At 54.4% G+C, this 20,571-nt stretch carries 17 protein-coding genes; 5 read left to right on the plus strand and 12 right to left on the minus strand.

Annotated elements, in window-relative coordinates:
- Window positions 1-2,079 precede the first annotated feature (2,079 nt).
- The 5 genes from Q2B33_RS16080 to Q2B33_RS16100 all read right to left on the minus strand — a co-directional run bounded on the left by Q2B33_RS16080 (window position 2,080) and on the right by Q2B33_RS16100 (window position 6,868).
- Window positions 2,080-2,745 (minus strand): nucleotidyltransferase domain-containing protein, encoded by a 666-nt coding sequence (locus Q2B33_RS16080; RefSeq protein WP_300783200.1) that lies wholly within the window; start codon window positions 2,743-2,745, stop codon window positions 2,080-2,082.
- A 198-nt stretch (window positions 2,746-2,943) separates the two neighbouring features.
- Complete coding sequence (locus Q2B33_RS16085; protein WP_251207682.1) at window positions 2,944-3,765, minus strand: AAA family ATPase; 822 nt, start codon at window positions 3,763-3,765, stop codon at window positions 2,944-2,946.
- Window positions 3,762-4,364, minus strand: coding sequence for a DNA-3-methyladenine glycosylase I (locus tag Q2B33_RS16090; RefSeq protein WP_289767407.1), 603 nt, complete (start codon window positions 4,362-4,364; stop codon window positions 3,762-3,764). Before Q2B33_RS16090 ends, Q2B33_RS16085 begins: the two co-directional genes overlap by 4 nt.
- Window positions 4,365-4,415: 51 nt before the next feature.
- Entirely contained in the window at window positions 4,416-5,378 is a 963-nt protein-coding gene (locus Q2B33_RS16095; RefSeq protein ID WP_300783197.1) for an alpha/beta fold hydrolase, read from the minus strand.
- A 122-nt stretch (window positions 5,379-5,500) separates the two neighbouring features.
- Window positions 5,501-6,868 carry a glycoside-pentoside-hexuronide (GPH):cation symporter gene (locus Q2B33_RS16100; RefSeq protein ID WP_300914110.1) on the minus strand — a complete coding sequence of 456 codons (1,368 nt, stop codon included), beginning with the start codon at window positions 6,866-6,868 and terminating at the stop codon, window positions 5,501-5,503.
- 159 nt (window positions 6,869-7,027) lie between these two features.
- On the opposite strand from Q2B33_RS16100, the gene Q2B33_RS16105 reads away from it, so the two are divergent.
- From Q2B33_RS16105 to Q2B33_RS16120, 4 genes are all read left to right on the plus strand, one after another.
- Window positions 7,028-7,468, plus strand: a complete 441-nt coding sequence (locus Q2B33_RS16105) for a hypothetical protein (protein WP_300795004.1) — start codon at window positions 7,028-7,030, stop codon at window positions 7,466-7,468.
- A gap of 54 nt (window positions 7,469-7,522) precedes the next feature.
- A complete protein-coding gene (locus tag Q2B33_RS16110; protein ID WP_300769396.1) occupies window positions 7,523-7,777 on the plus strand; it encodes a hypothetical protein in 255 nt (84 codons plus the stop codon).
- Entirely contained in the window at window positions 7,774-8,217 is a 444-nt protein-coding gene (locus Q2B33_RS16115; protein WP_300783193.1) for a hypothetical protein, read from the plus strand. Before Q2B33_RS16110 ends, Q2B33_RS16115 begins: the two co-directional genes overlap by 4 nt.
- Before the next feature lie 232 nt (window positions 8,218-8,449).
- Window positions 8,450-10,066 carry a FecR domain-containing protein gene (locus Q2B33_RS16120; RefSeq protein WP_300769399.1) on the plus strand — a complete coding sequence of 539 codons (1,617 nt, stop codon included), beginning with the start codon at window positions 8,450-8,452 and terminating at the stop codon, window positions 10,064-10,066.
- 143 nt (window positions 10,067-10,209) lie between these two features.
- Here the strand turns inward: Q2B33_RS16120 and Q2B33_RS16125 are convergent, their stop codons facing one another.
- From Q2B33_RS16125 to Q2B33_RS16155, 7 genes are all read right to left on the minus strand, one after another.
- The gene (locus tag Q2B33_RS16125; RefSeq protein WP_300769400.1) at window positions 10,210-11,052 is read right to left on the minus strand and encodes a DUF2971 domain-containing protein; all 843 of its coding nucleotides are present in this window, start codon (window positions 11,050-11,052) and stop codon (window positions 10,210-10,212) included.
- Window positions 11,053-11,208: 156 nt separating this feature from the next.
- Entirely contained in the window at window positions 11,209-12,222 is a 1,014-nt protein-coding gene (locus Q2B33_RS16130) for a LacI family DNA-binding transcriptional regulator (RefSeq protein ID WP_296457455.1), read from the minus strand.
- Window positions 12,223-12,416: 194 nt separating this feature from the next.
- Window positions 12,417-13,820: an alpha-L-fucosidase gene (locus tag Q2B33_RS16135; RefSeq protein ID WP_300783191.1), complete on the minus strand. Its 1,404-nt coding sequence runs from the start codon at window positions 13,818-13,820 to the stop codon at window positions 12,417-12,419.
- A 239-nt stretch (window positions 13,821-14,059) separates the two neighbouring features.
- Window positions 14,060-15,052, minus strand: coding sequence for a glycoside hydrolase family 130 protein (locus Q2B33_RS16140; protein WP_300783189.1), 993 nt, complete (start codon window positions 15,050-15,052; stop codon window positions 14,060-14,062).
- Between the two features lie 229 nt (window positions 15,053-15,281).
- Window positions 15,282-16,982: an extracellular solute-binding protein gene (locus Q2B33_RS16145; RefSeq protein WP_296457463.1), complete on the minus strand. Its 1,701-nt coding sequence runs from the start codon at window positions 16,980-16,982 to the stop codon at window positions 15,282-15,284.
- An 84-nt stretch (window positions 16,983-17,066) separates the two neighbouring features.
- Window positions 17,067-17,996 carry a carbohydrate ABC transporter permease gene (locus tag Q2B33_RS16150; protein WP_296457467.1) on the minus strand — a complete coding sequence of 310 codons (930 nt, stop codon included), beginning with the start codon at window positions 17,994-17,996 and terminating at the stop codon, window positions 17,067-17,069.
- A gap of 16 nt (window positions 17,997-18,012) precedes the next feature.
- A complete protein-coding gene (locus tag Q2B33_RS16155) occupies window positions 18,013-18,960 on the minus strand; it encodes a sugar ABC transporter permease (RefSeq protein ID WP_300783187.1) in 948 nt (315 codons plus the stop codon).
- Between the two features lie 413 nt (window positions 18,961-19,373).
- Between Q2B33_RS16155 and Q2B33_RS16160 the strand changes: the two genes are divergently transcribed.
- The gene (locus Q2B33_RS16160; protein WP_300783185.1) at window positions 19,374-20,441 is read left to right on the plus strand and encodes a carbohydrate-binding family 9-like protein; all 1,068 of its coding nucleotides are present in this window, start codon (window positions 19,374-19,376) and stop codon (window positions 20,439-20,441) included.
- The last annotated feature ends 130 nt before the right edge of the window (window positions 20,442-20,571 follow it).

Raw genomic sequence — 20,571 nt, forward strand, 5'->3', positions numbered from 1 at the left:
TTTCCCTACACGACGCTCTTCCGATCTGTGTAGCCGTTCCTGTCCACGATTCTTTCATCCGCCCCGGCCGCCCGGATGATGTCCCGGCATTCCAGCCATCCCCAGTGGCACGCTTTCATCAGCGCCGTGTATCCGTTCCCGTCCTGCTGGTTCAGGCTGATCCGCTCATCCCCGCACAGTTCCCGGACAAATTCCACCCGATTATCCCATGCCGCGATCATCAGGGGCATGTTCCCGTCATTCTTCTGCCGTATCTTTCCGGCGTCATAGGGGTTCCTGCTGCCCACGTTGGGGTTGGCTCTGCACTCATGGAGCAGAAATCTGAACATCTCGAAATCCCGGTTCTGGATGGCGTGGGACAGGGGCGGAAAGTAGTATTTCCCGCAGTCCCTCCTGTCCACGTCCGCGCCGTGCCCAATCAGCCACCGGATTTTCTCTTTCCTCTGGTTCATGGGCTTATTCCGGTTCCTTACCACGGAGATAATCAGGGTGTTGCCCTCCGGCAGATAGGCGTTGATGTCCTCCCGGTTCGGAATCGTCACCCCCGGCACGCTCTCCATATCCTCATAGGAATCCGCGTAGTAGGCGTTGATTTTTTTAAGGCTCTGGATGTCCATCAGGTTCTGTTTCGTGACCATGTATTCCTCAAGGTACAGGGCCTTGACTGTGGCATGTCCGCTCAACCGCGCCGCGAATCCCGCGTCATAGGTAATGATGTCCACCTGGCAGTGGAACTCTTCGGCGGCCTTTTCCGCCATTTTTACAATCCGCCCGTCAGGATTGCCGGTCCTGCCTTTCCCCTGGCCGCCCGGGCAGTGACCTGTGACCACATTGGAATTGGAGCCGGAAGCGATACTCCTTAGAATCTGCCAGGCCTTTTTGGCCAGCTTTTTATTGTGGTCTTTGATGGAATCAAGCTCCTCCACCACCATATCCGGCACGATGACTCTGCTGTATTCTCTGCTCAGTTCGTCTATCAGCTGGCTGTTCTTCAGCAGCGCTGACGTGTCTGTTACTACGACTCTGTCTCCGCGTAGGAACTGGTCTTTCTGTCGGGATGTGAGCCCCAGTTTGTCGCAGTAATCATGGGCAAATCCCAGGACGGTCTTGTAGCTGGTGTCGCCGCCGATTTTTTCCGCTCTTGATAAGGTGGATTTGTTGCATCCGATCAGCTCTGCCATGTGGGACTGGGTCTTGTGGTTCTTCTCCCGAAGCTCAATCATCCGCTTTCTCAGGAAATCTTTCTGTATCTGGTCATCCATGTGTACATCCCCCTGTCTCCTCTGCGTCCCATGTCTGTAGAATCTAGGAAAAGCATAGCATCCGGTTGCATTTTTATCAATACATTGTCTTACTTTTGCAACCGAATCACCATGATTGCAACAGGCCCTTCCGTATCCGGCATTTCCGCAACCGGAGCGGGGTTTTTACAACGATTGCACTATCCTATAAATAACTGCAACAGTTTCGATTTGATTGCAACAAAAAAGGAACTCGATTTCGCTTAACAGAGCGCTTCTTGCCAACTCTTCAGGCATTTTTTTCAAAGTTTTGTGTTCTGGCACATGACCCTAATACTGTGGGTGTACCACATTTTCCACCGGCTTTCAGTCATTTATGTATTTCATTATCAGGAATACTTCTCATACAGAGCGCCTTTGACAGAATCAGATAGTAGATATGAGCAAATTCATAAAAATACATAATGATAAAAAGGAGAAACAAGACAATGATTCGAAATCATAAAAAGCCCCTGACGCGCACCAGAGGGCAGGCCCGGCGGAACTTGCCCTGGAGCAGTACCGTACCATCGTCAGCCAAGCAGATACTTATGACTATGGTTTCCTGAAGGAATCCACCGGCGTATATCGGTACGACTTAGCGCCCATGATGCCGGACGCGGACATGCCCGCGCTCCTTCTGGAGCAAGACACTACATACGGAATCAGCTCCGTCCTGGAATCCAGTACGACGCTGACAGCAACAGCGTCCTCCAGGCCGCCGATACACTATCAGAGGCAGAGGGGTCGGCAGCGCCGGCGGCCTCTCCGCCGCGGGGCAAAGTCCCGCGGCCCAAAATCATATCCTCGCCAGCGCACTCTGGCACCAACGAAACAATAACGAAAAAGCTCTGTCAAAATCATAGCCGTCATCATTCCGCAATGAAATGCTCAATTCCAGAACAGCTTTATCCTCATCCTGCACACATTCCAGCAATTCCCGTTTTGTCGGAACAAAATTACCGGTACGCAGATAATGCAGATGCTGCACAATGTAAAATACCGATTTACAGGTTACCGGCAGCCTTGAAATATTATGCTCCCTGTCAGCGTGTATATAACGGTGGCAAATTTCGTGATAGAGATTGTTCAAACTGAACTTGACATAGTTCCTTTCATCCTCCATGGTATATGCCGGAACAAGATTCTTCAATTCTCCGTAATAATCTTTTGTCGTGTTCAATAAATGGCATAGTTCCAAGGGATTCCAATGGCTTAAATCAGCCCTGCCGCAGATAAATCCACAGGACTTGTCAAAATTACCGATTGAAACAAGGGCTTGTCGATAGGTGTCCAAATCTTCCACCGAAATATCATCAATCACGGCCATGATATCAATATCACTGTTTTCCATCGCTTCATTCCGAAGATAACTGCCCTGCAATCCTATGTACACCAGTCTCTCGCCAAATGCGTCTGCCAATATATCTGTCAGTTCATCAATATATTCCTCTATTCGAATCATTTAGAGCACCTCCTCTTCATTTTCAGGATACTTTTCCTGCTACAAAGCTACCATGCGCAATCCCCCAAAAAAGCCGCCACCCCCCACGTCATACCGCATAATCTTCCGCCCATGCATCTCCCTCTGCACACCGAACATGAATTCCGGTTCGTCCTCCGGCTCCCATTACGCCATTCTCCTACCTGTCAAAAACCCCCGCTAAGAATCCATAAAAAGCCCCCGATGCTTCTCAAAAAACGCAAAAAAGTACCGTACATTTTTAAGCTCCGTCCACCCCACCACTTCCAGATCCCTGGAGTCCAGATTATAAATCTTTGCCTGCAGCGTCCCCAGCATGAAAGGCGAATGGGTGGATATGATGAACTGGCAGCCCAGGAACCTTGCCATCCGGTTCAGCTTCTCCGCCAGCTTCGTCTGGTTTTCCGGAGACAGCGACACCTCCGGCTCGTCCAGCAGATACAGGGCATCCGGCTCCATATAGTCGTCCAGCATCTGTAGGGTGGTCTCTCCGTTGGAGTATTTTTCCTGGGCATATTTCAGGATTTCCAGTTTCTGTTCTGTGGCATAGGAGTTCCGGAATTCTTCTCTCTGCTCTTTCGCCAGCCCTCTCCGCACATGCTCGTACACATACCCGTCCTCCAGAATCTGCTCCTGTTGTATCTTCTTGATTTCGTACAGAATATCCTCGCTCTTGATATATCTGCTGCCCTGGGGAATCCGGCGCAGCGCCTTTCCGTTCTCCTCTTCCCCCAGAGCGTAGCTGCATCCCTTTATGAAGTTCAGGAAATAGGGAACTCTCCCATACTGGTTGCTGGTGGCGTACTCCAGGCCCTCCAGCCGCAGTTTATTCGCCATGATGTTCAGCATGGTGGACTTCCCCGAAGCATTCTCGCCATACAGGACGGTAATCGGGGCAAACAACAACAGCCTTTCCGCCTTGTCTGCGAACACATTATAAGGGTAAATATTTGGGTCGATGACCTTTTCATCCGAAAATAGAAAGCTGCTTAAATATATCATGATTCTATATCCCGTCTCTTCCGCGCCGTCTCCGCCCCGTCCATCACCTCCAGGTACCGGAAGCATCCCTCCACATGGTCATTCACCATCCCGCAGGACTGCAGATGGGCGTAAACTGTCACCGACCCCAGATACTTGAATCCTCTCTTCTTCAGATCCTTCGCTATTCTGTCCGACAGCCCGTTCCTCGCCGGAATCTGCCCTTTCTGATGCCCCATATACAGAATCATCTTACCTTTAGAGAACCCCCACAGATACTCGGAAAACGTGCCGAATTCCTCCCGCACTTTCAGGAAGCACCGGGCGTTGTGGATCACTGCTTCCACCTTGCGTCTCGACCGAATCATCCCCTCCGTATCCAGAATCCGCCGGATGTCCTCCTCCCCATAGGCCGCCACCTTCTGAAAGTCGAACCCCTCAAAACACTCCCGGAATATCTCCCGCTTCTGGATCATCATATTCCAGTTCAGCCCGCACTGCATGGCCTCCATCATCAGGTACTCGAACTGCTTTCGGTCGTCATGCACCGGCACGCCCCACTCCTCGTCATGGTACTTTACCATTTTCTCATTGCACAGACACCATCCGCACCGTTCCATATCTGCCCTCCTGCCTGGCATCTAAAAGCTTGCCATCGTTACATCTCACTCTCATTTTTCCAGAAAATCCAGAATCTCCTCCACATACACCCTCATATGGCTGTCATCGCTCATATAAATCTCATGCTTCGTCCCTGGCATCGGCACCATCCGGGCGCTTTTTACCTGTCCTGTGAAGATTTCCTGAGCCCCTTTGTCCACATAGTCGTCCTGTTCGGCCTGGAACACCAGCACCTTCCCCACGATTTTCCCGCAGTTTTCCTTATTCAATATGTATTTCGACATTCTGGCGGCCTCCCGAAGCCAGGAATAGGAAGCGCCGTTGGTCTGGAAGTTCGGCTGGCTGCGCCTTTTTCCGGCATAATATTCATACCGTTCCGCAGAGGTGGCGGCGCTGGTTTCGAAGGTCTCGTCCCCCCGATAAGCGTGATGCCCCGGAACGTAGGTTGCTCCCTTTCCCAACATGACCTGGATTTCGGCAATCCCCCGGGCTATGCCCAGGGGAATCCCTCCCGTCAGCGGCCGTATCATAGGCGAGCTCAACACTGCGCCCTCGAAGACAGAAGGATGCCATTCCATGAATGCCGCGCCTATCCCGCCGCCCATGGAATGGGCGTACAGATACCTGGGGAGCCCCTTGTCTTCCCGGTCTGCCACCTCTGTCGCCAGATAGTCCAAATCGGAGAGATACTGTTCAAAGCGGTCGATGTGCACCAGCGACAGATCCTCCTGTCCCCTGGCAGAGCGCCCATGCCCCCGCTGATCCATGATGTACACCTGATATCCGGCCTGAAAGAAATAATAGATCATCTCAACGTATTTCTCGGCGGATTCAGAGAACCCATGAACCATTGCGATGACGCCTTTTGCATCCTCCCTCCGGTAGCTTTCATAATAGATTTTATCCTGACCATTATCAGGACAGAAGAAGCCGCTGTGCCTGTATTTTTTTAGAAAAGGGACCACTTCCTTCTCCATCCTGTCCCGGTAGTCTGTATCTGTGATAATTTCCATACGGTTTTCCGTCTCCTTATTAAGTTTGGCATCTGTCCCGCCAGTACCCGGACATGGGCATAGAATTTCCGGCCGCGAAAGGAATGCGTCCGTAAATCCTCTGGGACACTGGACGGGGCAGGTCACTTCGCGCCTTTCCGCAGAGCTTCCCCGATTTCTTCCATTTTTTCATCTGTCAGGCGGAATTTTTTACCAAAGAACAAAGCCGCGGCCGCCAGGCCGATTACCGGCAGCACCGTCATGGTCAGCCGCAGCCCCATCACAGACTGCACGGCAGCCACCGCTTCCGCTTCTGTATTGTCACTGATCTGGAACACCGCCAGGCAGACGGATGCCAATAGCGCCGCCACGCCGGAGGCCAGCTTCACCACAAAGGTCTGCATGGAGAAAATCACGCTCTCATCCCTGCTGCCGTTCTTCCACTCCCCGTAATCCACGCTGTTCGCCAGAAACACGGTGGTCAATATGGTCAGGAGCCCATTGGCCCCAAAGATGAAAAAGCCAGGTAGGAACAGCAGGAACACATTGGACATGTTCGTACAGGCCAGAATCAACAGCACCGCATACCCCAATACCGCCATGCCCAGTCCAGTGCGGAATACCTGGACGGTGGACAGAAATTTCCGAATCAGGGGATACAGCAGCATCATGGACAGAATCTGCACCCCGCCGCCAAAGGTATTGAACAGGGTATAGACATTCTGCCAGCCCTCGCCGCCGAAATCATATTTAAAGAAATAAATCACCAGATTGCTTGTGAGGTAAATGGAACAGTTGATCAGCACAATGGAAATCACCACAGTCATGGCCTGGTCATTGCGAATCAGCGCCCGGAACATGTCCCCGATGGAATTTACCGGCATGTCCACTGTGGATTTCTCCTTGATGCACAGGCACATCAGTACTGCCGTAAAGGCAAAGAAGACCGCCACAATCAGCGCGAACCATTTGAACCCGATCCTTTCGTTCCCCTTTCCCAGGAGATACACCGCCTGCATGGTGATTACCGTCACCAGCGCGCTGCCTATGCCCGCACATGTCCTTCCCAGGGTGGAAAGGCCCTCCCGTTCCCTGCTGTCCCTGGCAAAGGCCGGAATCATGGACCAGTAAGGGATATCCATCATGGTGTAGGTCACGCCCCACAGGATGTAGGCGGCGGAAATATAGACCAGAAGGGGATTTCCCTCCAGTTCCTCCGGCACCGCGAACATGGCGTAAAGCACCAGCGCATTGACGATCGTCCCGCTGAAAAGCCACGGCCTGAACCTGCCGAACCTGCTCTTCGTCCTGGCCACCAATATCCCCATCACCGGGTCGTTAGCTGCGTCGAACACCCTGGCCGCCAGCAGCAGAATGCCGGTGAACACCGCGCTGACTCCCAGGATATCTTCATAAAAGTACAGAATATAGCTGGCTGTCAGCATGTAGACCATATCCTTCCCCACTGCCCCGATGCCGTATGAAATCTTTTCTTTCGCTGTTAAGTTCATTTCATGCCTTCCTTTCTACTTTATTTTTTAGTGATAGATGAAATCTGTCCTGTGTTTTCCATCTTCTATCATATCATTTTCCACTGACATTTGTCCATAAACAGAAAAGTCAAACAGCTTTGACGCTCAAAAATATTTCATAAAAAAACCTCCCTTTTTATGGGAAAATGCGAGATAATAGAATTGACCAAAAAACTATTTTTTCGCACACCCATAAAAGAGAGGAGGTCTTACCATGAAGCAGGAATAAAAATAATGCGAAAGGATACAAGGGAACACCTGGAGCAGTTGGAGCTCGCATGCGAACTGGCAAAGCTGATCCGGCACTTCTTCCCAGGCCTTGTGCCGCTGCTGAAGAAGCTCCCAGACCCAAGGAACCAGAGCTATACCACATACCCCGGGGCGGTCCTGCTGATGACCCGCATCCTTTCCTCTATATTCTACATCAGCAGCATGAGGAAGACAAGTGAAGAATTCAATTCGGACACGGTAATTGAAAATGTGTGGAGCCTTTGTGGGGAGGAGCCGGCCGTGGACGAACTCCCATACTGGGAGGCCATCGACCACTATCTGAAGCGGATGGACCCATGTGGGCTATAGGAGGCCATAAACAGCCTGTGCAGCAGACTGCTGCGCAGCCGTGCCTTTGAGGACATGCGCATCAGGGGGAAGTACCGGCAGGTCATCATCGACGGGACGCAGCTATACAGCACGCGGGGGGAGCTGGATGGAAATAGCCTGTACCGCATCCACCAGAAAGGGACGGAGGACGAGTACCAGGAAAGCTATTATTATGTCCTGGAAGCGAAGCTGGTGCTGCATCCAAAAATCATCGTAAGCTTCCAGACGGAATTCGTGGAGAACGAGGACAGGAAAGAGATGGAAAATCAGGACTGTGAAACCATGTGAACCTGGTGGAATACGGGTCATACAGGAAGCGTGTTTATAAAAAAGGGAAGCGAAAAGGGGAGACCGAGGAGGAGCAGAAGTGCTTCTGGTTCGCCACGGATTTTCCTGTGGGCAGGAAGAACGTGGCGAACCTGGTGCAAAGAGGAAGGATGCGGTGGAAGATAGAGAACGAGGGGTTCAACACGCAGAAGAGGCAGGGGTACCATCTGGAGCATCAGTACAGTAAAGACTACCAGGCGATGAAGAACCATTATTACCTGACGCAGATCGGCCACATGGTGGCGCAGGCCATGGAAGCATGGGAGAAGCTGTGGAGCCAGAGCAGACAGAGCAGGGAGCAGAGGCATCAGAGGGTGCTGGAATCATTCAAGAAAGTGCGGCTGAAAGAAAACAGGGAAGAGATTGCAAGAAGAATCCAGATCAGGCTGGAGCCAGAGTAAGGCAGAGCGTTGGAAGGGGGTGATGGCGGGACGGAAGGGAACAGATAAAGAAGCATATCGGGCAGAGTGGGGAAAACAAAAAATCCTGATGCTCTAAGAGAAGATATAAAAGTTTAAGCGTCAAAGCTGCCCACACACAGAAGCAGATTTGACAACCACAGACCCGGATGCTATACTTTATCACGAATGTCATACAAATAAACACATCGTAACGCAAAGGAGAAACACCCCAATGATTCGAAAACATAAAAAATCCCTGCTCGCCAAACAGGGAACCGTTCTGCTTCTGATATTGTCCCAACTGGCGGCCCTCACCGCCTGCGGCGGGAGCGGCGCAAAGGCCACCACCATGCACCTGATGCGCACCAGCGGGCAGGTAGCCGTCTCCGACGGTGACGGGGAGGACGTGGCTCTGCTGGAAAATCTGGGGCTGTACAGCGGCTACGGAGTGGACACCCGCCTGGAGAGCTTCGCCTGGATCGACCTGGACAGCGTGAAGCTGACCAAAATGGACCAGAACAGCGAGATTGCCATCCAGAAAGAGGACAGGCAACTGGAAATCGAAGTCAAGTCCGGCTCCCTGTTCTTTAATGTCACCGAACCTCTGGCTGAGGATGAGACCATGGATATCCGCTCTTCCAGCATGGTGGTGGGCATCCGCGGCACCTGCGGCTGGGTGGAGGTGCCGGATGAAAGCCAAATGAACCTCTATCTGCTGGAGGGAAAGGTGGAATGCTCCGCCGGGAGCCAGACTTCTCAGGTGTCCGCCGGGGAGATGGCTTCCATGACAGAAAACGGACAGATTGAGGTGCAGCCCTTTACCGCAAAAGATGTCCCCGCCTTCATCGTGGAAGAGGTGGAACTGGACAGCGCCCTTGCCCAGGCCATCCTGGAGGCCTCCGGCCTGGACATCCTCCATCCGGCAGGTCCGGTGGAACTGGCCCTGGAACAGTACCGTGCCATCGTCAGCCAGGCAGATACGTATGACTACGATTCCGCGGATGAACCTACAGGCGCTTATCGGTACGCGTTGGTGCCCATGACGCCGGGTGCAGAGGCGCCCGCCCTCCTCCTGGAGCAGGACACTGCCTTCGGAATCAGCTCCATCCTGGTATTCCAGTACGACACAGACAGCGACAGCGTCCTCCAGGCCGCTGATACGCTGTCAGAGGGAGTGGGCGGCGCCGGAGGGTATAGGGGCAGCCTCTCCGCCGCAGGGGACGGGAACGGCCTTCTGAGCACAGAGTTCAGCAGCGGGACTGGCATGGGCTCCACCTCGCGCACCACCCTGGACGGTGACAGGCTCCGGAGCGAAGTTATCTGGGAGGGCAATATCTTTGACGATACGGACATGGCTGCGGATGAAATCGGCTTTCTGGACATAGACTGGCACGACATCGGCGACACCGCTGCCCTGGACAGTTGGACGCCGGGCGCAGCGCCTGCGGAACCTGCACCTACAGAGCCGGAGGATGCCCAGGACACCGAACCCGCACAGCCCACGGACGGAGACCGTATCGTGTTCACGGGGACGCTTGGAGCCTACAGCTACAGCGATGTCCTTGCGCTTCAGGAAATCCCCGATCCAAATCCTGGCAGCGACCAGGGGGAGACATACTGGCTGATTGTGCTGGATACGCCCCAGGGTATGACGCTGCGCAGCGGGGACGGATCGGGCAGCTATGAGGGAGAGGTCAGCCTGATTGACGTCACCGGAGCCGATGGGCTGGAGCAGTACATCGGACAGAGCCTGACCGTCAGCATCGATGCCGACGATACCTGGTGGCCCAGCGATACTTCGCTCCCCATGGGACAGCCCCGCACATCCGATGTCAATGTATTACAGTAATATAGTCATTTCTTCCATGGTTATGGACAGGGGCGCGGGACAGAATCCTCCCGCACCGCTCCATACCCGTCCCCCGCTTTCATCCGTACAATCTCCAAATCAGGAATCATTAGGGCAGTACAATGCAATATTCCAGCAAAAAATCACCCCGGCCTCCGCAGCGGGCATTTCGACAAAGCCACTTTCCCCGCTAGCTCCTCCAGCCCGTTGTCCCGCAGGTAATCCTGCAGGATTGACTTGGACTGGGTGGATTCCGGCCCTATGATGATCTCCGGCACCAGCTCCTCCAGCCCTATCCCGATCTTCCCGCACATGCCCATCAGATCCAGGGGATAGTATTTCTTGATCCGCTCCGTGGTGATATGATAGCATGGCTCCACCTCAAAGTATTCCTTCACGAAGGGAGAGACCACCAGCCTTACCTCCCGCTCCGAGAGAAACGAGGGATGCTTGAAGGCAGCGGAGCAGCTCCAGGCGTAGTTCATGGCCTTCTTGATGTCCGGGTTCGTCAGGGACAGCTCCTTCCCCCGCTTCACCAGGCGGTAGAACACCCCGGTCAGGTTATGGCCGGCCATGTCGTCTTGGTAGAACACGGTCTGGAGGGACAATGCCCCTGTGGCCATCCTCTCCAGATGCCTGCCCTGGAAAGCGATGCATACGCCCCTGCCCCGGTTCCCGTACCGCTCCCACTGGGCCGCGTCGTCCCGGTGGAGGGAGAAGCACGCCGCGTAGGCGGAGTAGTAGAATTCCTTCTTCAGCTCCTCCTGGAAAAGCTCCCTTACCCGCTCTGCCCGCTGTATATCCCCTTCGCTTTCCAGGCGCTTCGCCACCGCATCGCACAGGCCGTCCATAAAGTAACGCATTTCCGCGGCATCGTTCATATTCAGCACATTGTTCACCCGCAGCTGGGCATGGTGGAGCATGCCGTCCAGAGCCTGGTAGTCCGTATAGTGATAGAGGATGTGGTTCTCGTATTCCTTTTCCATGTAAGGTATCCCCGTTTCCCGTGCCTTTTCCTTATACTGCTTAACGATTTCACTTGCCATGAAACCAGACTGCATAACGCTGACTGGTTCAATCACATGATTGCAATAGGCAGTATTCAGCGTTATGCAGTATAATATGCTATAGCATGCCGCATTTTACCCCCGCAATACGGAATCCCGGTATATCACCGGCGGGTTCACATAAGTCAGCTCATAGGGCGCGTCCCCATGCTCCATACGGTAGACGATCTGCATGGCCAGGCGCTTCCCCAGCACCCCGGTCTGCACCTCCGCCGTGGTGATCAGCTTGCCCACGGCATATTCATCCCGTCCGTCATACCCCGTCACCACGATTCCCTCCGGAATCCGCTCCCTGTGCTCCGCAAAGTAGAGCTGCATGGTATGGGCGATGAAATCGCTGGCGCAGATGAAGGCGTCCGGCAGCCTTTCCAGGGAATCCAGAAAGCCGTTTATCTCCCTGCTATAAGAAAAGATGCCGATCCGGCCCGTAAGGCACAGCTCCTTCTCCACAAGCAGTCCATGGTCTTCCATGCATCGACAGAACCCCTCGAATCGGTCATAGTTCGTGCGGGCATACTGGATGTCCCCCACGAATCCGATCCTCTTCAATCCCCTCTCCACCACGGATTTCGTGATCTGGTACGTGCTGTGGAAGCCCTCCAGCAGGACCAGGTCCCCCTGCAGCTCCCCGAACTGGATTTCCGGCACGGTATCCAGGAATACCTTCGGAATGCTCAGCTGGCTGATCTGCCCTATCATCCGCTTGTCGTACACATTCAGGACAATAGCCCCCTGCACCGTCCCGTTGGACAATACGGATGGCATCCTGAAATCCTCGGAATAGTTGGACGGCACATAGGTATACATGAGATTCACATTGTGGCGGGACAGCTCCTGGGCCGCCCGATGTATGATGGTGGTCCAGAAAGTGGACGAGTTGGGCCTGGACACGATCAAGGAGACGTTCTTCTCCAGAACCCCGTCGTCAACCTCCGCAAGCCCCTTCGTATAGCCCAGCTCCTTTGCCTTTAGCAGAACCTTTTCGCGAACGCTTGCAGACACATTTGTATAGTTGTTGAATACCTTCCACACGGTGACCCGCGATATCCCCAATGCATCGGCGATATCCTGCATCGTTACTTTGTTCATAGATTTCTTCTCTCTTGCCATACCGTTGTATCTTTATCCCCATTTTAACATATTTAACTTTTCTTAGCAACAGCTTTAACAATACTAGCAAAATTGAGCAAAAATGCGGCCTTACCGGCATATTCGCCAGGCCTGGCCGCATCTCGTCCTATCATTCTGCCGTACCGGCCATTACCTCCCGCAGGATGCCGCCGTCATCTCAGACAGAACACCCTGGCAATCGGCGCTTTTCTGTCACCGCTCTGCTCCAGCGTCACATAGAAGCCATCCGTCTCTCTCTCCACGGATACGACCCTCTCGTCCCCCATGGCCGTGACCTCCCGGAATTCTCCGGTATAGGGAATCCAGACCTTGTCCTCCACAGGCCCATCCTCGCTCTCGAAGCCCTGGATGGCGTAGACAGCGCCGTCCTTCTGGGTGAATCCGATGCCGTCCTTCTTGTAGGGCGCGCACACCCGGGTGCCGTATATGGCCTCGCCGTACCTGCCCAGCCACTCTCCCATGCCCTTCAGGGTACGCACCGCGCCCTCCGGCAGCCGTCCGTCGGGCTGGGGCCCTACGTTGATGGCCAGGTTCCCGCCCTTCACCACGATGTCGATCAGAAGGTTGATCACCTCTCTGGGGGACTTGTAAGCATCCTCGTACCGGAAGGAGAAGCTGGTGCCCAAAGTGATGCAGCTCTCCCAGGGAATGGACAGGGGCTCATCCGGCACGCACTGCTCCGGTGTCACGTAGTTCTCGTAAGGCCCGCCGATCGTCCTGTCCGCGCAGAGCATCCCCGGCTGGATCTTGCGGATCTCCTCGATTACCTCGCCCAGGCGGATGTCCTGGCCGTTCCCGGGATGCACCCAGCCCGCGTCGAACCACATGGCGTCCAGCTTGCCGTAGTTCGTCCCCAGCTCCCTGATCTGGTTCTGGGTGAAGGTCACGAACCGCTCCCACTCCTCGGGATTCTCCTTAGGGTCGTAGGAGGGGCCCCTGTACTTGAATTTCCCCCTGGGGGTGTCGTCCTTCCAGTAGCTGTCCACATGCCAGTCCGCCTTGGAGAAATAGGCGGAGATGCCGATTCCCCGCTTGCGGAAGGATTCAAATAAATGGGCGCAGATGTCCGCGTACTTGTGGGTGTGGAAGGGGCAGTCTTCTGCCGTTATCTTGTAATCGGAATACTGTGTATCCCACATGCAGAACCCGTCGTGGTGCTTGGTGGTGAACAGGACATAGCGCATGCCCGCCTCTTTGGCCAGGTCGGCCCATTTCTCCGGCTCGAAGCGCAGGGGGTTGAAGGTCCTGTTCAGGCCGAAATACTCCTCCTTGAACTCCTCCCCGGTCACCTCCCAGTCGATGCCGCCCCTGGACCAGTCCGCGTCCCCGTCGCTCAGGGCCCAGGACTCCACCACGCCCAGCTGGGAATAGGGGCCCCAGTGCATCATCAGGCCCAGCTTCTGGTCCCGGAACCACTCCAGTTTCTTCAGCACCTTGGGATCCTCAGGCCATACATAGGCCTCCTCCGTGCTGTAATTGTGGACGCCGTCCACTACCATCTCCTCCGCGGCCTGCTCTTCCTGCAGGGCCTCCTCGTTCTGTAGCACTTCTTCCATAATTATTGCATGCCTCCGGAAGGCAATGCCTTTCCCCCGGAGGCTTCCTCCACTTCCTCAGATAATATCTTCCCGAAGGTCCCCGCCGCTTCTTACGCTTTTCCAGACGGCCAATCGGGCAAAGGCCGTAGATTCTTCCGGAATGCCGGCGCATGACGGCAGGGACGAACATCGTCTCCCCGGAGGCCCGTCGGGTGATGCACGGATGCCTCCGGTTCATAGTCTCATGTCTCTCAGATTCAGATTAGCGGATATTTCTTCATCCAGCCCATCAGCTCGTCCACCGTGGTGAAGGCCAGGCCTGTCACTGTGTCGGCGCAGCCGTAGTAGATGGCGATGCGCCCGGTCTCCGCGTCCGTCAGCGCAGCGCAGGGGAACACCACATTGGGCACGTCACCGTTCTGCTCGTAGAGCTCTTCCGGCGCCAGCAGATAGTACCTGGAGCGCTGCTTCACCTTCCAGGGCTCCTCCAGGTCAAGCAATGCGCAGCCCATGCGGTACACATAGCCGCTGCAGGTGCGGAGCACGCCGTGGTAGATCAGGAGCCACCCCTCGTCCGTCTCGATGGGGCAGGGGCCGGGGCCAATCTTCATGGACTGCCATGCGGAGAAGTCCCCGCCGTAGGTGCCCATGACGAACCTGTGGTGTCCCCAGAACTCCAGATCCGGGCTCTGGCTTAAGAAGATGTCGCCGAAGGGCGTATGTCCCGTGTCGCTGGGCCTGGACAGCATCATGTAGCGGCCGTTTATCTTCCTGGGGAAGAGGACGCCGTTCCTGTTGTAGGGCAGGAAGGCATTCTCCAGCTGATAGAATGTCTTGAAGTCAAAGGTGTAGCCTACGCCGATGGTGGGGCCGTGATAGCCGTTGCACCAGGTCACATAGTAGCGGTCCTCGATCCACACCACCCTGGGGTCGTAACGGTACTCCCGCTTCGTCACCTCAGGATCCTCGCCCACGAAGGTGATCGGCTCATAGCTGATGTCCCAGTGGATGGCATCCTTGCTGAAGCCCACGAAGATGTCCATGCTCACGGACATGCTGTCGCAGCGGAAGACCCCTGCGTAGCCGTCCCCGAAGGGCACCACCGCGCTGTTGAAGATACTGTTGGAAATGGGAGTGTCATGTCTGCCGATGATCGGATTCTGGGAATAGCGCCATACGGGCTTGTCGAATCCTTCGGGCTTCTCCTGCCAGGGTATCCCCGGCAGAGCATTTCCAATGATTTTGCTCATAGTATGAACCTCCTTGTCACATTAATATACTCTCGGAATCCCCAGGCTGCTGTTCCCGGGTTTCCTCCATCATTATAATATATTGCGTCTTTCCTGTGAATCACGTTTTGTCACAAATAGGTTACATCTTACATTAAGCCCTTTACTTGCGGGCTTCTATGAATCCCCGGCATGTTTTGGAAAAAAGGGCCGCAGCCAAGGCTACGACCCTCTTTCGCTTGCGATACGATTATTCAGCTATGGTCTCAACACCCTTAATTCTCAGGTACTCGTCAAGTCCAAGGCCCTCGAAGCCTGCCTTGTACTCTTCCCATACCGCATCGTCATTGACATCCTGCTCGCCGGAGATGAACCTTGCCTGATTCTGGCTGAAGTAATCCCTGATGGCGGAAGCATACTCGGAGTACATCTCCACGTCATCCTGATTAATCCAGGAAGAAGGAATGACTTCCTTGGTCAGGTTGGGCTCATATGTAGTCTCCACGGCCTTCTTCTCGTCATAGTTCGGGTTGTCCTCAAGGAACTTGTAGCCGATCGGAAGGAACTTGGGCAGGGACTGAGGCCACAGGTTGGACCAGCCCACCTTTTCCTGGGTTTCAGCATCCAGTGTATTGACGTCGATTGCACGGTACTGATCCGTTCCCTCCTCCTTGAAGGTCACGACACCCACAGGGCCTCTGTTGCAGCCGATGCCGTTCTCCAGCTCGAACGCGTTGTCGAACCACCTTGCGATGATTTCGGGATGCTCAGCCTTGTCGGTGATGACAGCCTGTGTCCTGTACACGGAGTTGCCCGGCGTGTCGCGCAGCCAGATGCCACCGTTCGCGGTGTTCAATACAGGCATGACGTCGAACTCGCTCTTCTCAGGAGACTGAGGGATTCCGGAGAACTCGCTGGAGCCGTAGGCGATGGATACGCCATACATGTCCTTGTTGCCCTTGCCCTCCCAGGTAGCGCTGTCCTGGGTGAAGATTTCCTGGTCGATCAGGCCCTTGGCATACATGCCGCTGAGCCAGCTCAGGCACTCCCTGTACTCGCTGCTCATTGCCGCGTAGACCACCTGCTCGTCCTTCAGGCCAAAGCCGGTCTTGTCCATGGGCAGCCCGAAATAGCCGGTCATAGCTTCCAGATGCTTGTTGTTAGGGTCTGCGGAGAAGGGGATTTCATCGGTGGCATCTCCGTTACCGTTGGCATCCTGCTCCTTGAATGCTGTCAGAACTGCCTCGAACTCCTCTGTAGTGGTAGGCATCTCCATGCCAACGTTCTCCAACCAGCGGCCGTTGATGAAAGGGCTGTAGCCTACGCTGGTGTCGCCGCACACATAGGGAATCGTATAGATATGTCCGTCGGGCGCGGTCATCTTCTCCCTAACGCCGGGGAGATCCAGAATCTCCATGATTCTGGGGCAATACTGCGCAAAGATGTCCTCCAGGGGGATGAACACGCCCTGCTCCACACCGTAGGTCAGGATTTTGGAGTCATCCAGAATCCAGCCGCCGATTACATCTGCGTAATCACCAGAGTTCAGAGCCAGGTTCATCTTCTCTGTGGCATTCTCATTGGCAAAAATCTGCAAATCTACCTTCACGTTTGTCTGCTTCTCGAACTCATTCAGCATGTAGAACTCGCCGGTGGAGCTGGAGTCGTCACAGAAGATGGAGAAGGTATAAGCTCCCTCGTCTACGATGGGAAGTCCCTCCGCATACATAATTCCGTTCACCTTGCCGTCCGCGTCCACCTCTGCGGCCTCCGCGGAGGATTCTCCGTCTGCCGCGTCCCCGGCATCGTCCGCATCCCCGGCATCATCCGCTTCGCTACCCCCCCTGGATGATTCCGCGTCATTGCCGGAACCGCCATCGCTGCCGCAGCCTGCCAGCGAAGTGACTGACATTGCCGCCAGCAGCAGTACCGCTACTAACTTTCTTTTCATAATAACACTCTCCTTTTCTTTTTTATACCAAGCGGCCTTCACCGCCTCGATACCATATCTTTTTGCTCGTTTCATATCTGACCATCAACCCTTTACGGATCCGATCATGACGCCCTTGACGAAATGCCTCTGGATGAAAGGATACAACACCAGCACAGGGATACTGCTTATGATGATCAGGGAATACTTCATCAGCTCCACCAGCTCCTTCTTGGCGTTTAGGGCTTCCCTGGCCTCCGGTGTGCTGGCCGCCTGCTGCAGCGCCGCCTCGTTGGTGATCAGGATGCTGCGCAGCACCAGCTGCAGCGGGAACTTATTCTGGTCGGACATGTAGATCAATGCGGAGAAGTATGAGTTCCAGTGGCCCACGCCATAGTACAGCACCATGATGGCCGTGATGGCTCCCGACAGGGGGAGGGCAATCTGGAAGAAGAACCTGCCCTGTGTACAGCCGTCAATCTCCGCCGCCTCATAGAGCTCCTCCGAAATATTGGACTTGAAGAAAGTCCTGGCCACGATCATGTTGTACACGCTCAGGGAGCCGGGAAGGATCAGGGCCCACATGGTGTCCAGGAGTCCGCATGCCTGCACTACCAGGTAGGTAGGAATCAGGCCGCCCCCGAAGAACATGGTGATGACGTAGAATATGGTGACGATTTTCTTGCCGGAGAACCTGTCTCTGGACAGCGCGTAGGCTGTGGGCAGGGTCACCGCCAGGTTCACCAGCACGCCGCACACCGTGTACAGCACGGAATTGAAGAAGCTGCGCACAATCAGTTTATCCTCGAACACTTCCAGGTAGCCTCTGAAGGTGAGCCCCACGGGGTGCCATACCACCTGGCCGCCGGATACGGCCTTGGGATCGCTGATGGAGGATATGATGACCCACCACAGCGGATATGCCACGATCAGCAGCAGCGCGGTAAGGATGATGAAGATGATCGTATCGAAAATCACATCCTCCTTACAGCGGCGTATATTTTTTTCCACTTCGATTTCTCTCTCTTTTTTCATGTTCTCACCCCCCTGCCTAGAATAAGCTCGTGCCGGACATCTTATCTGCCGCCTTATTGACGATTATGAGGATTACCAGATTGACCATTGTATTGAACAGGCCGATAGCGGACGAGTAGGACATATTGTTGTCGATCATACCGACCTTGTACACGTAGGTGGATATGATTTCCGAAACCGATGTGTTCAGGTCGTTCTGCAGTGCAAAGGCTTTCTCGAATCCGATGGAAAGGATGCTGCCGCAGCTTAGGATCAGCTGGATTGTAGCCGTGGGCAGGATCGACGGGAAGTCGATATAGCGTATAATCTGGAACTTGGTGGCGCCGTCGCATTTCGCCGCCTCGTGCAGCTCCGGGCTGATGCCGGACAGCGCCGCGAAATAGATAACGGAGCTCCATCCCATGCCCTGCCATACCCCGGACCAGACATACAGATGTCTCCAGTACTCTTTCTTTGCCATGAAATTGATCGCTTCCCCGCCAAAGCTCTTGATCACGGTGTTGATGATACCCACGCTGGGCGACAGGAACAGAATCAACATACCGCACATGACGATGGTGGAGATGAAGTTCGGCGCGTATGTAATGGTCTGAATCACCTTCCGGTATCTCTTATGCCGGAACGCGTTGAGCATCAGCGCCAGTAGAATCGGGATAGGGAAGGATACGATCAGGCCGTAGATGCTCAGGATCAATGTATTCGACACTGTCCTCACAAAATACGGCGAATCGATGAAGCGCTGGAAATAGCGCAGCCCTACCCATGGGCTCCCCCAGACTCCCTGCTTGGCGTTGAACCTGCGGAACGCGATCTGCACGCCGTACATGGGAATGTAGCTGAAAATGAAGGTCAGGATGATTCCCGGGATACAGAACGTCCACAGTGACCAGTCCTTCTTCAGTGTCTCCAGAAAACTACGCTTTCTGGGTTGGATGGAACCTGTTTGTTTTCCTTTCGTTTTCATATGTTCACCCCTTTGCATATTTTGAGTGGCATAGCACCTGTGTCTATTGTATGATTTTAATAATCAAAATGTCAAGATGAATTTAACAAAAATTTTCTTTTTGTTAATTATATGAAAAATTACTGTATCTTTTTTCTAAAATCGGGCCGTTTTTTTGTATATATTATCCAAAGCATTTTTTCCCGATTTCGATTTCGGCTCGGTTTCAGTCTTATATTCTGCCAATTTGCCCTATTTTCGGTAAATGACGAAAAGGAATCGGACAGTTTCCTGTGTGATTGCCTTTAATATTTTGTTAACTTACTTTACAATAGAAGGTAGTGGGTTTACTTCTCTCTGCCTCAATGGTATAATGCTGACACGCAAGGTCATATCCACAGGATGCAGGACCAAAAGAAAGAGAGGACGCATATATGAGCACACAATACCGCATCCCTGTCCCGGCGCTGGGCTTCCAGCCCCCGGTGTACGCCTGCCGGTTCAACGACAAGGCGTTCACCCTGGACGGACGCCTGGACAAGGAGTTCTGGAGGGACATCCCCTTCACGGAGGACTTCCCGGACATCGAGGGGGCGATCCGCCCCATACCCAGGTTCCGCACCAGGGCCAAGATGGCCTGGGACCGTGAGAACCTATACATCGGCGCAGTGCTGGAGGGAGACGAGATCTGGGCCCACCAGCTGGAGCATGACTGCGTCATCTTCCAGGACAACGATTTCGAGATTTTCATCGATCCGGATTCCGATACCCAGGCCTATTTCGAATATGAGATGAATGCCCTAAACACCACCTGGGACCTGCTGCTGACCAAGGCCTATCGGGACGGCGGAAAGCCGATAAACGGATATGAGTTCCACGGAATGCGCTCTGCCGTTTACATCGACGGAAGGCTGAATGAGCCCGGATCCCACAACCGCTCCTGGTCTGTGGAGGTGGTCATCCCCTTCGCCGCCCTGCAGGAGTGCGCGGCGCAGAAGCGCCCGCCTGTGCCGGGGGAGTATTACCGCATGAATTTCTCCAGGGTGCAGTGGAAGGTGGACGTGGAGGGAGGGCAGTTTAAGAAGCGCATCTGCCCGGAGACAGGCAGACCCCTGCCCGAGGACAACTGGGTCTGGGCCCCCACCGGGGTGATCAATATCCATTATCCGGAGCTCTGGGCCTTTGTGTTCTTCGCGGAGAAGGGGCAGGAGGCGGGTGATTTCCGGATCCCGGAGGACGAGGGCCGCAAATGGGAGCTGCGCAAGCTCTATTATGCCCAGCAGTTCTGCCTGGACGAGACGGGCAGCTATACGGATGACATGGAGACATTAAAAGAAATCCTGGCCAGGATCGCTCCCTGCCAGGAGAACAGGACGGTACGGGATCTCGCCTACCGGATCGGCACCACGGCCCATGCCTTTGAGATCACCTGCCCCGCAGCGGACGGGCAGAACCTCCTGGCCATCTTCCAGGACGGCAGGACCGACGTGTATCCGGCTTGACGGGACTGACCGGTATCTCCGAAAATTTCCGAAAAAAGCCCTGCCCGGCAGATATGCAATTCTGCCGGGCAGGGCTTTATTCCCGCGAGCAATGAGTCAAGTGGGCATGCTTGCATGCACATTTGACGAA

The sequence above is a fragment of the uncultured Acetatifactor sp. genome (assembly GCF_948601915.1).
Lineage (GTDB): Bacteria > Bacillota > Clostridia > Lachnospirales > Lachnospiraceae > Acetatifactor.

Excerpts from the sequence above, each read along its gene's own strand:
- Q2B33_RS16135 (WP_300783191.1), bottom strand. The coding sequence starts at position 13,820 with ATGGAAGAAGTGCTACAGAACGAGGAGGCCCTGCAGGAAGAGCAGGCC.
- Q2B33_RS16130 (WP_296457455.1), bottom strand. The coding sequence starts at position 12,222 with ATGAACAAAGTAACGATGCAGGATATCGCCGATGCATTGGGGATATCG.
- Q2B33_RS16110 (WP_300769396.1), top strand. The coding sequence starts at position 7,523 with ATGCGCATCAGGGGGAAGTACCGGCAGGTCATCATCGACGGGACGCAG.
- Q2B33_RS16125 (WP_300769400.1), bottom strand. The coding sequence starts at position 11,052 with ATGGAAAAGGAATACGAGAACCACATCCTCTATCACTATACGGACTAC.
- Q2B33_RS16085 (WP_251207682.1), bottom strand. The coding sequence starts at position 3,765 with ATGATATATTTAAGCAGCTTTCTATTTTCGGATGAAAAGGTCATCGAC.
- Q2B33_RS16080 (WP_300783200.1), bottom strand. The coding sequence starts at position 2,745 with ATGATTCGAATAGAGGAATATATTGATGAACTGACAGATATATTGGCA.
- Q2B33_RS16155 (WP_300783187.1), bottom strand. The coding sequence starts at position 18,960 with ATGAAAACGAAAGGAAAACAAACAGGTTCCATCCAACCCAGAAAGCGT.
- Q2B33_RS16140 (WP_300783189.1), bottom strand. The coding sequence starts at position 15,052 with ATGAGCAAAATCATTGGAAATGCTCTGCCGGGGATACCCTGGCAGGAG.
- Q2B33_RS16160 (WP_300783185.1), top strand. The coding sequence starts at position 19,374 with ATGAGCACACAATACCGCATCCCTGTCCCGGCGCTGGGCTTCCAGCCC.
- Q2B33_RS16090 (WP_289767407.1), bottom strand. The coding sequence starts at position 4,364 with ATGGAACGGTGCGGATGGTGTCTGTGCAATGAGAAAATGGTAAAGTAC.
- Q2B33_RS16105 (WP_300795004.1), top strand. The coding sequence starts at position 7,028 with ATGGGAAAATGCGAGATAATAGAATTGACCAAAAAACTATTTTTTCGC.
- Q2B33_RS16150 (WP_296457467.1), bottom strand. The coding sequence starts at position 17,996 with ATGAAAAAAGAGAGAGAAATCGAAGTGGAAAAAAATATACGCCGCTGT.
- Q2B33_RS16095 (WP_300783197.1), bottom strand. The coding sequence starts at position 5,378 with ATGGAAATTATCACAGATACAGACTACCGGGACAGGATGGAGAAGGAA.
- Q2B33_RS16145 (WP_296457463.1), bottom strand. The coding sequence starts at position 16,982 with ATGAAAAGAAAGTTAGTAGCGGTACTGCTGCTGGCGGCAATGTCAGTC.
- Q2B33_RS16100 (WP_300914110.1), bottom strand. The coding sequence starts at position 6,868 with ATGAACTTAACAGCGAAAGAAAAGATTTCATACGGCATCGGGGCAGTG.
- Q2B33_RS16120 (WP_300769399.1), top strand. The coding sequence starts at position 8,450 with ATGATTCGAAAACATAAAAAATCCCTGCTCGCCAAACAGGGAACCGTT.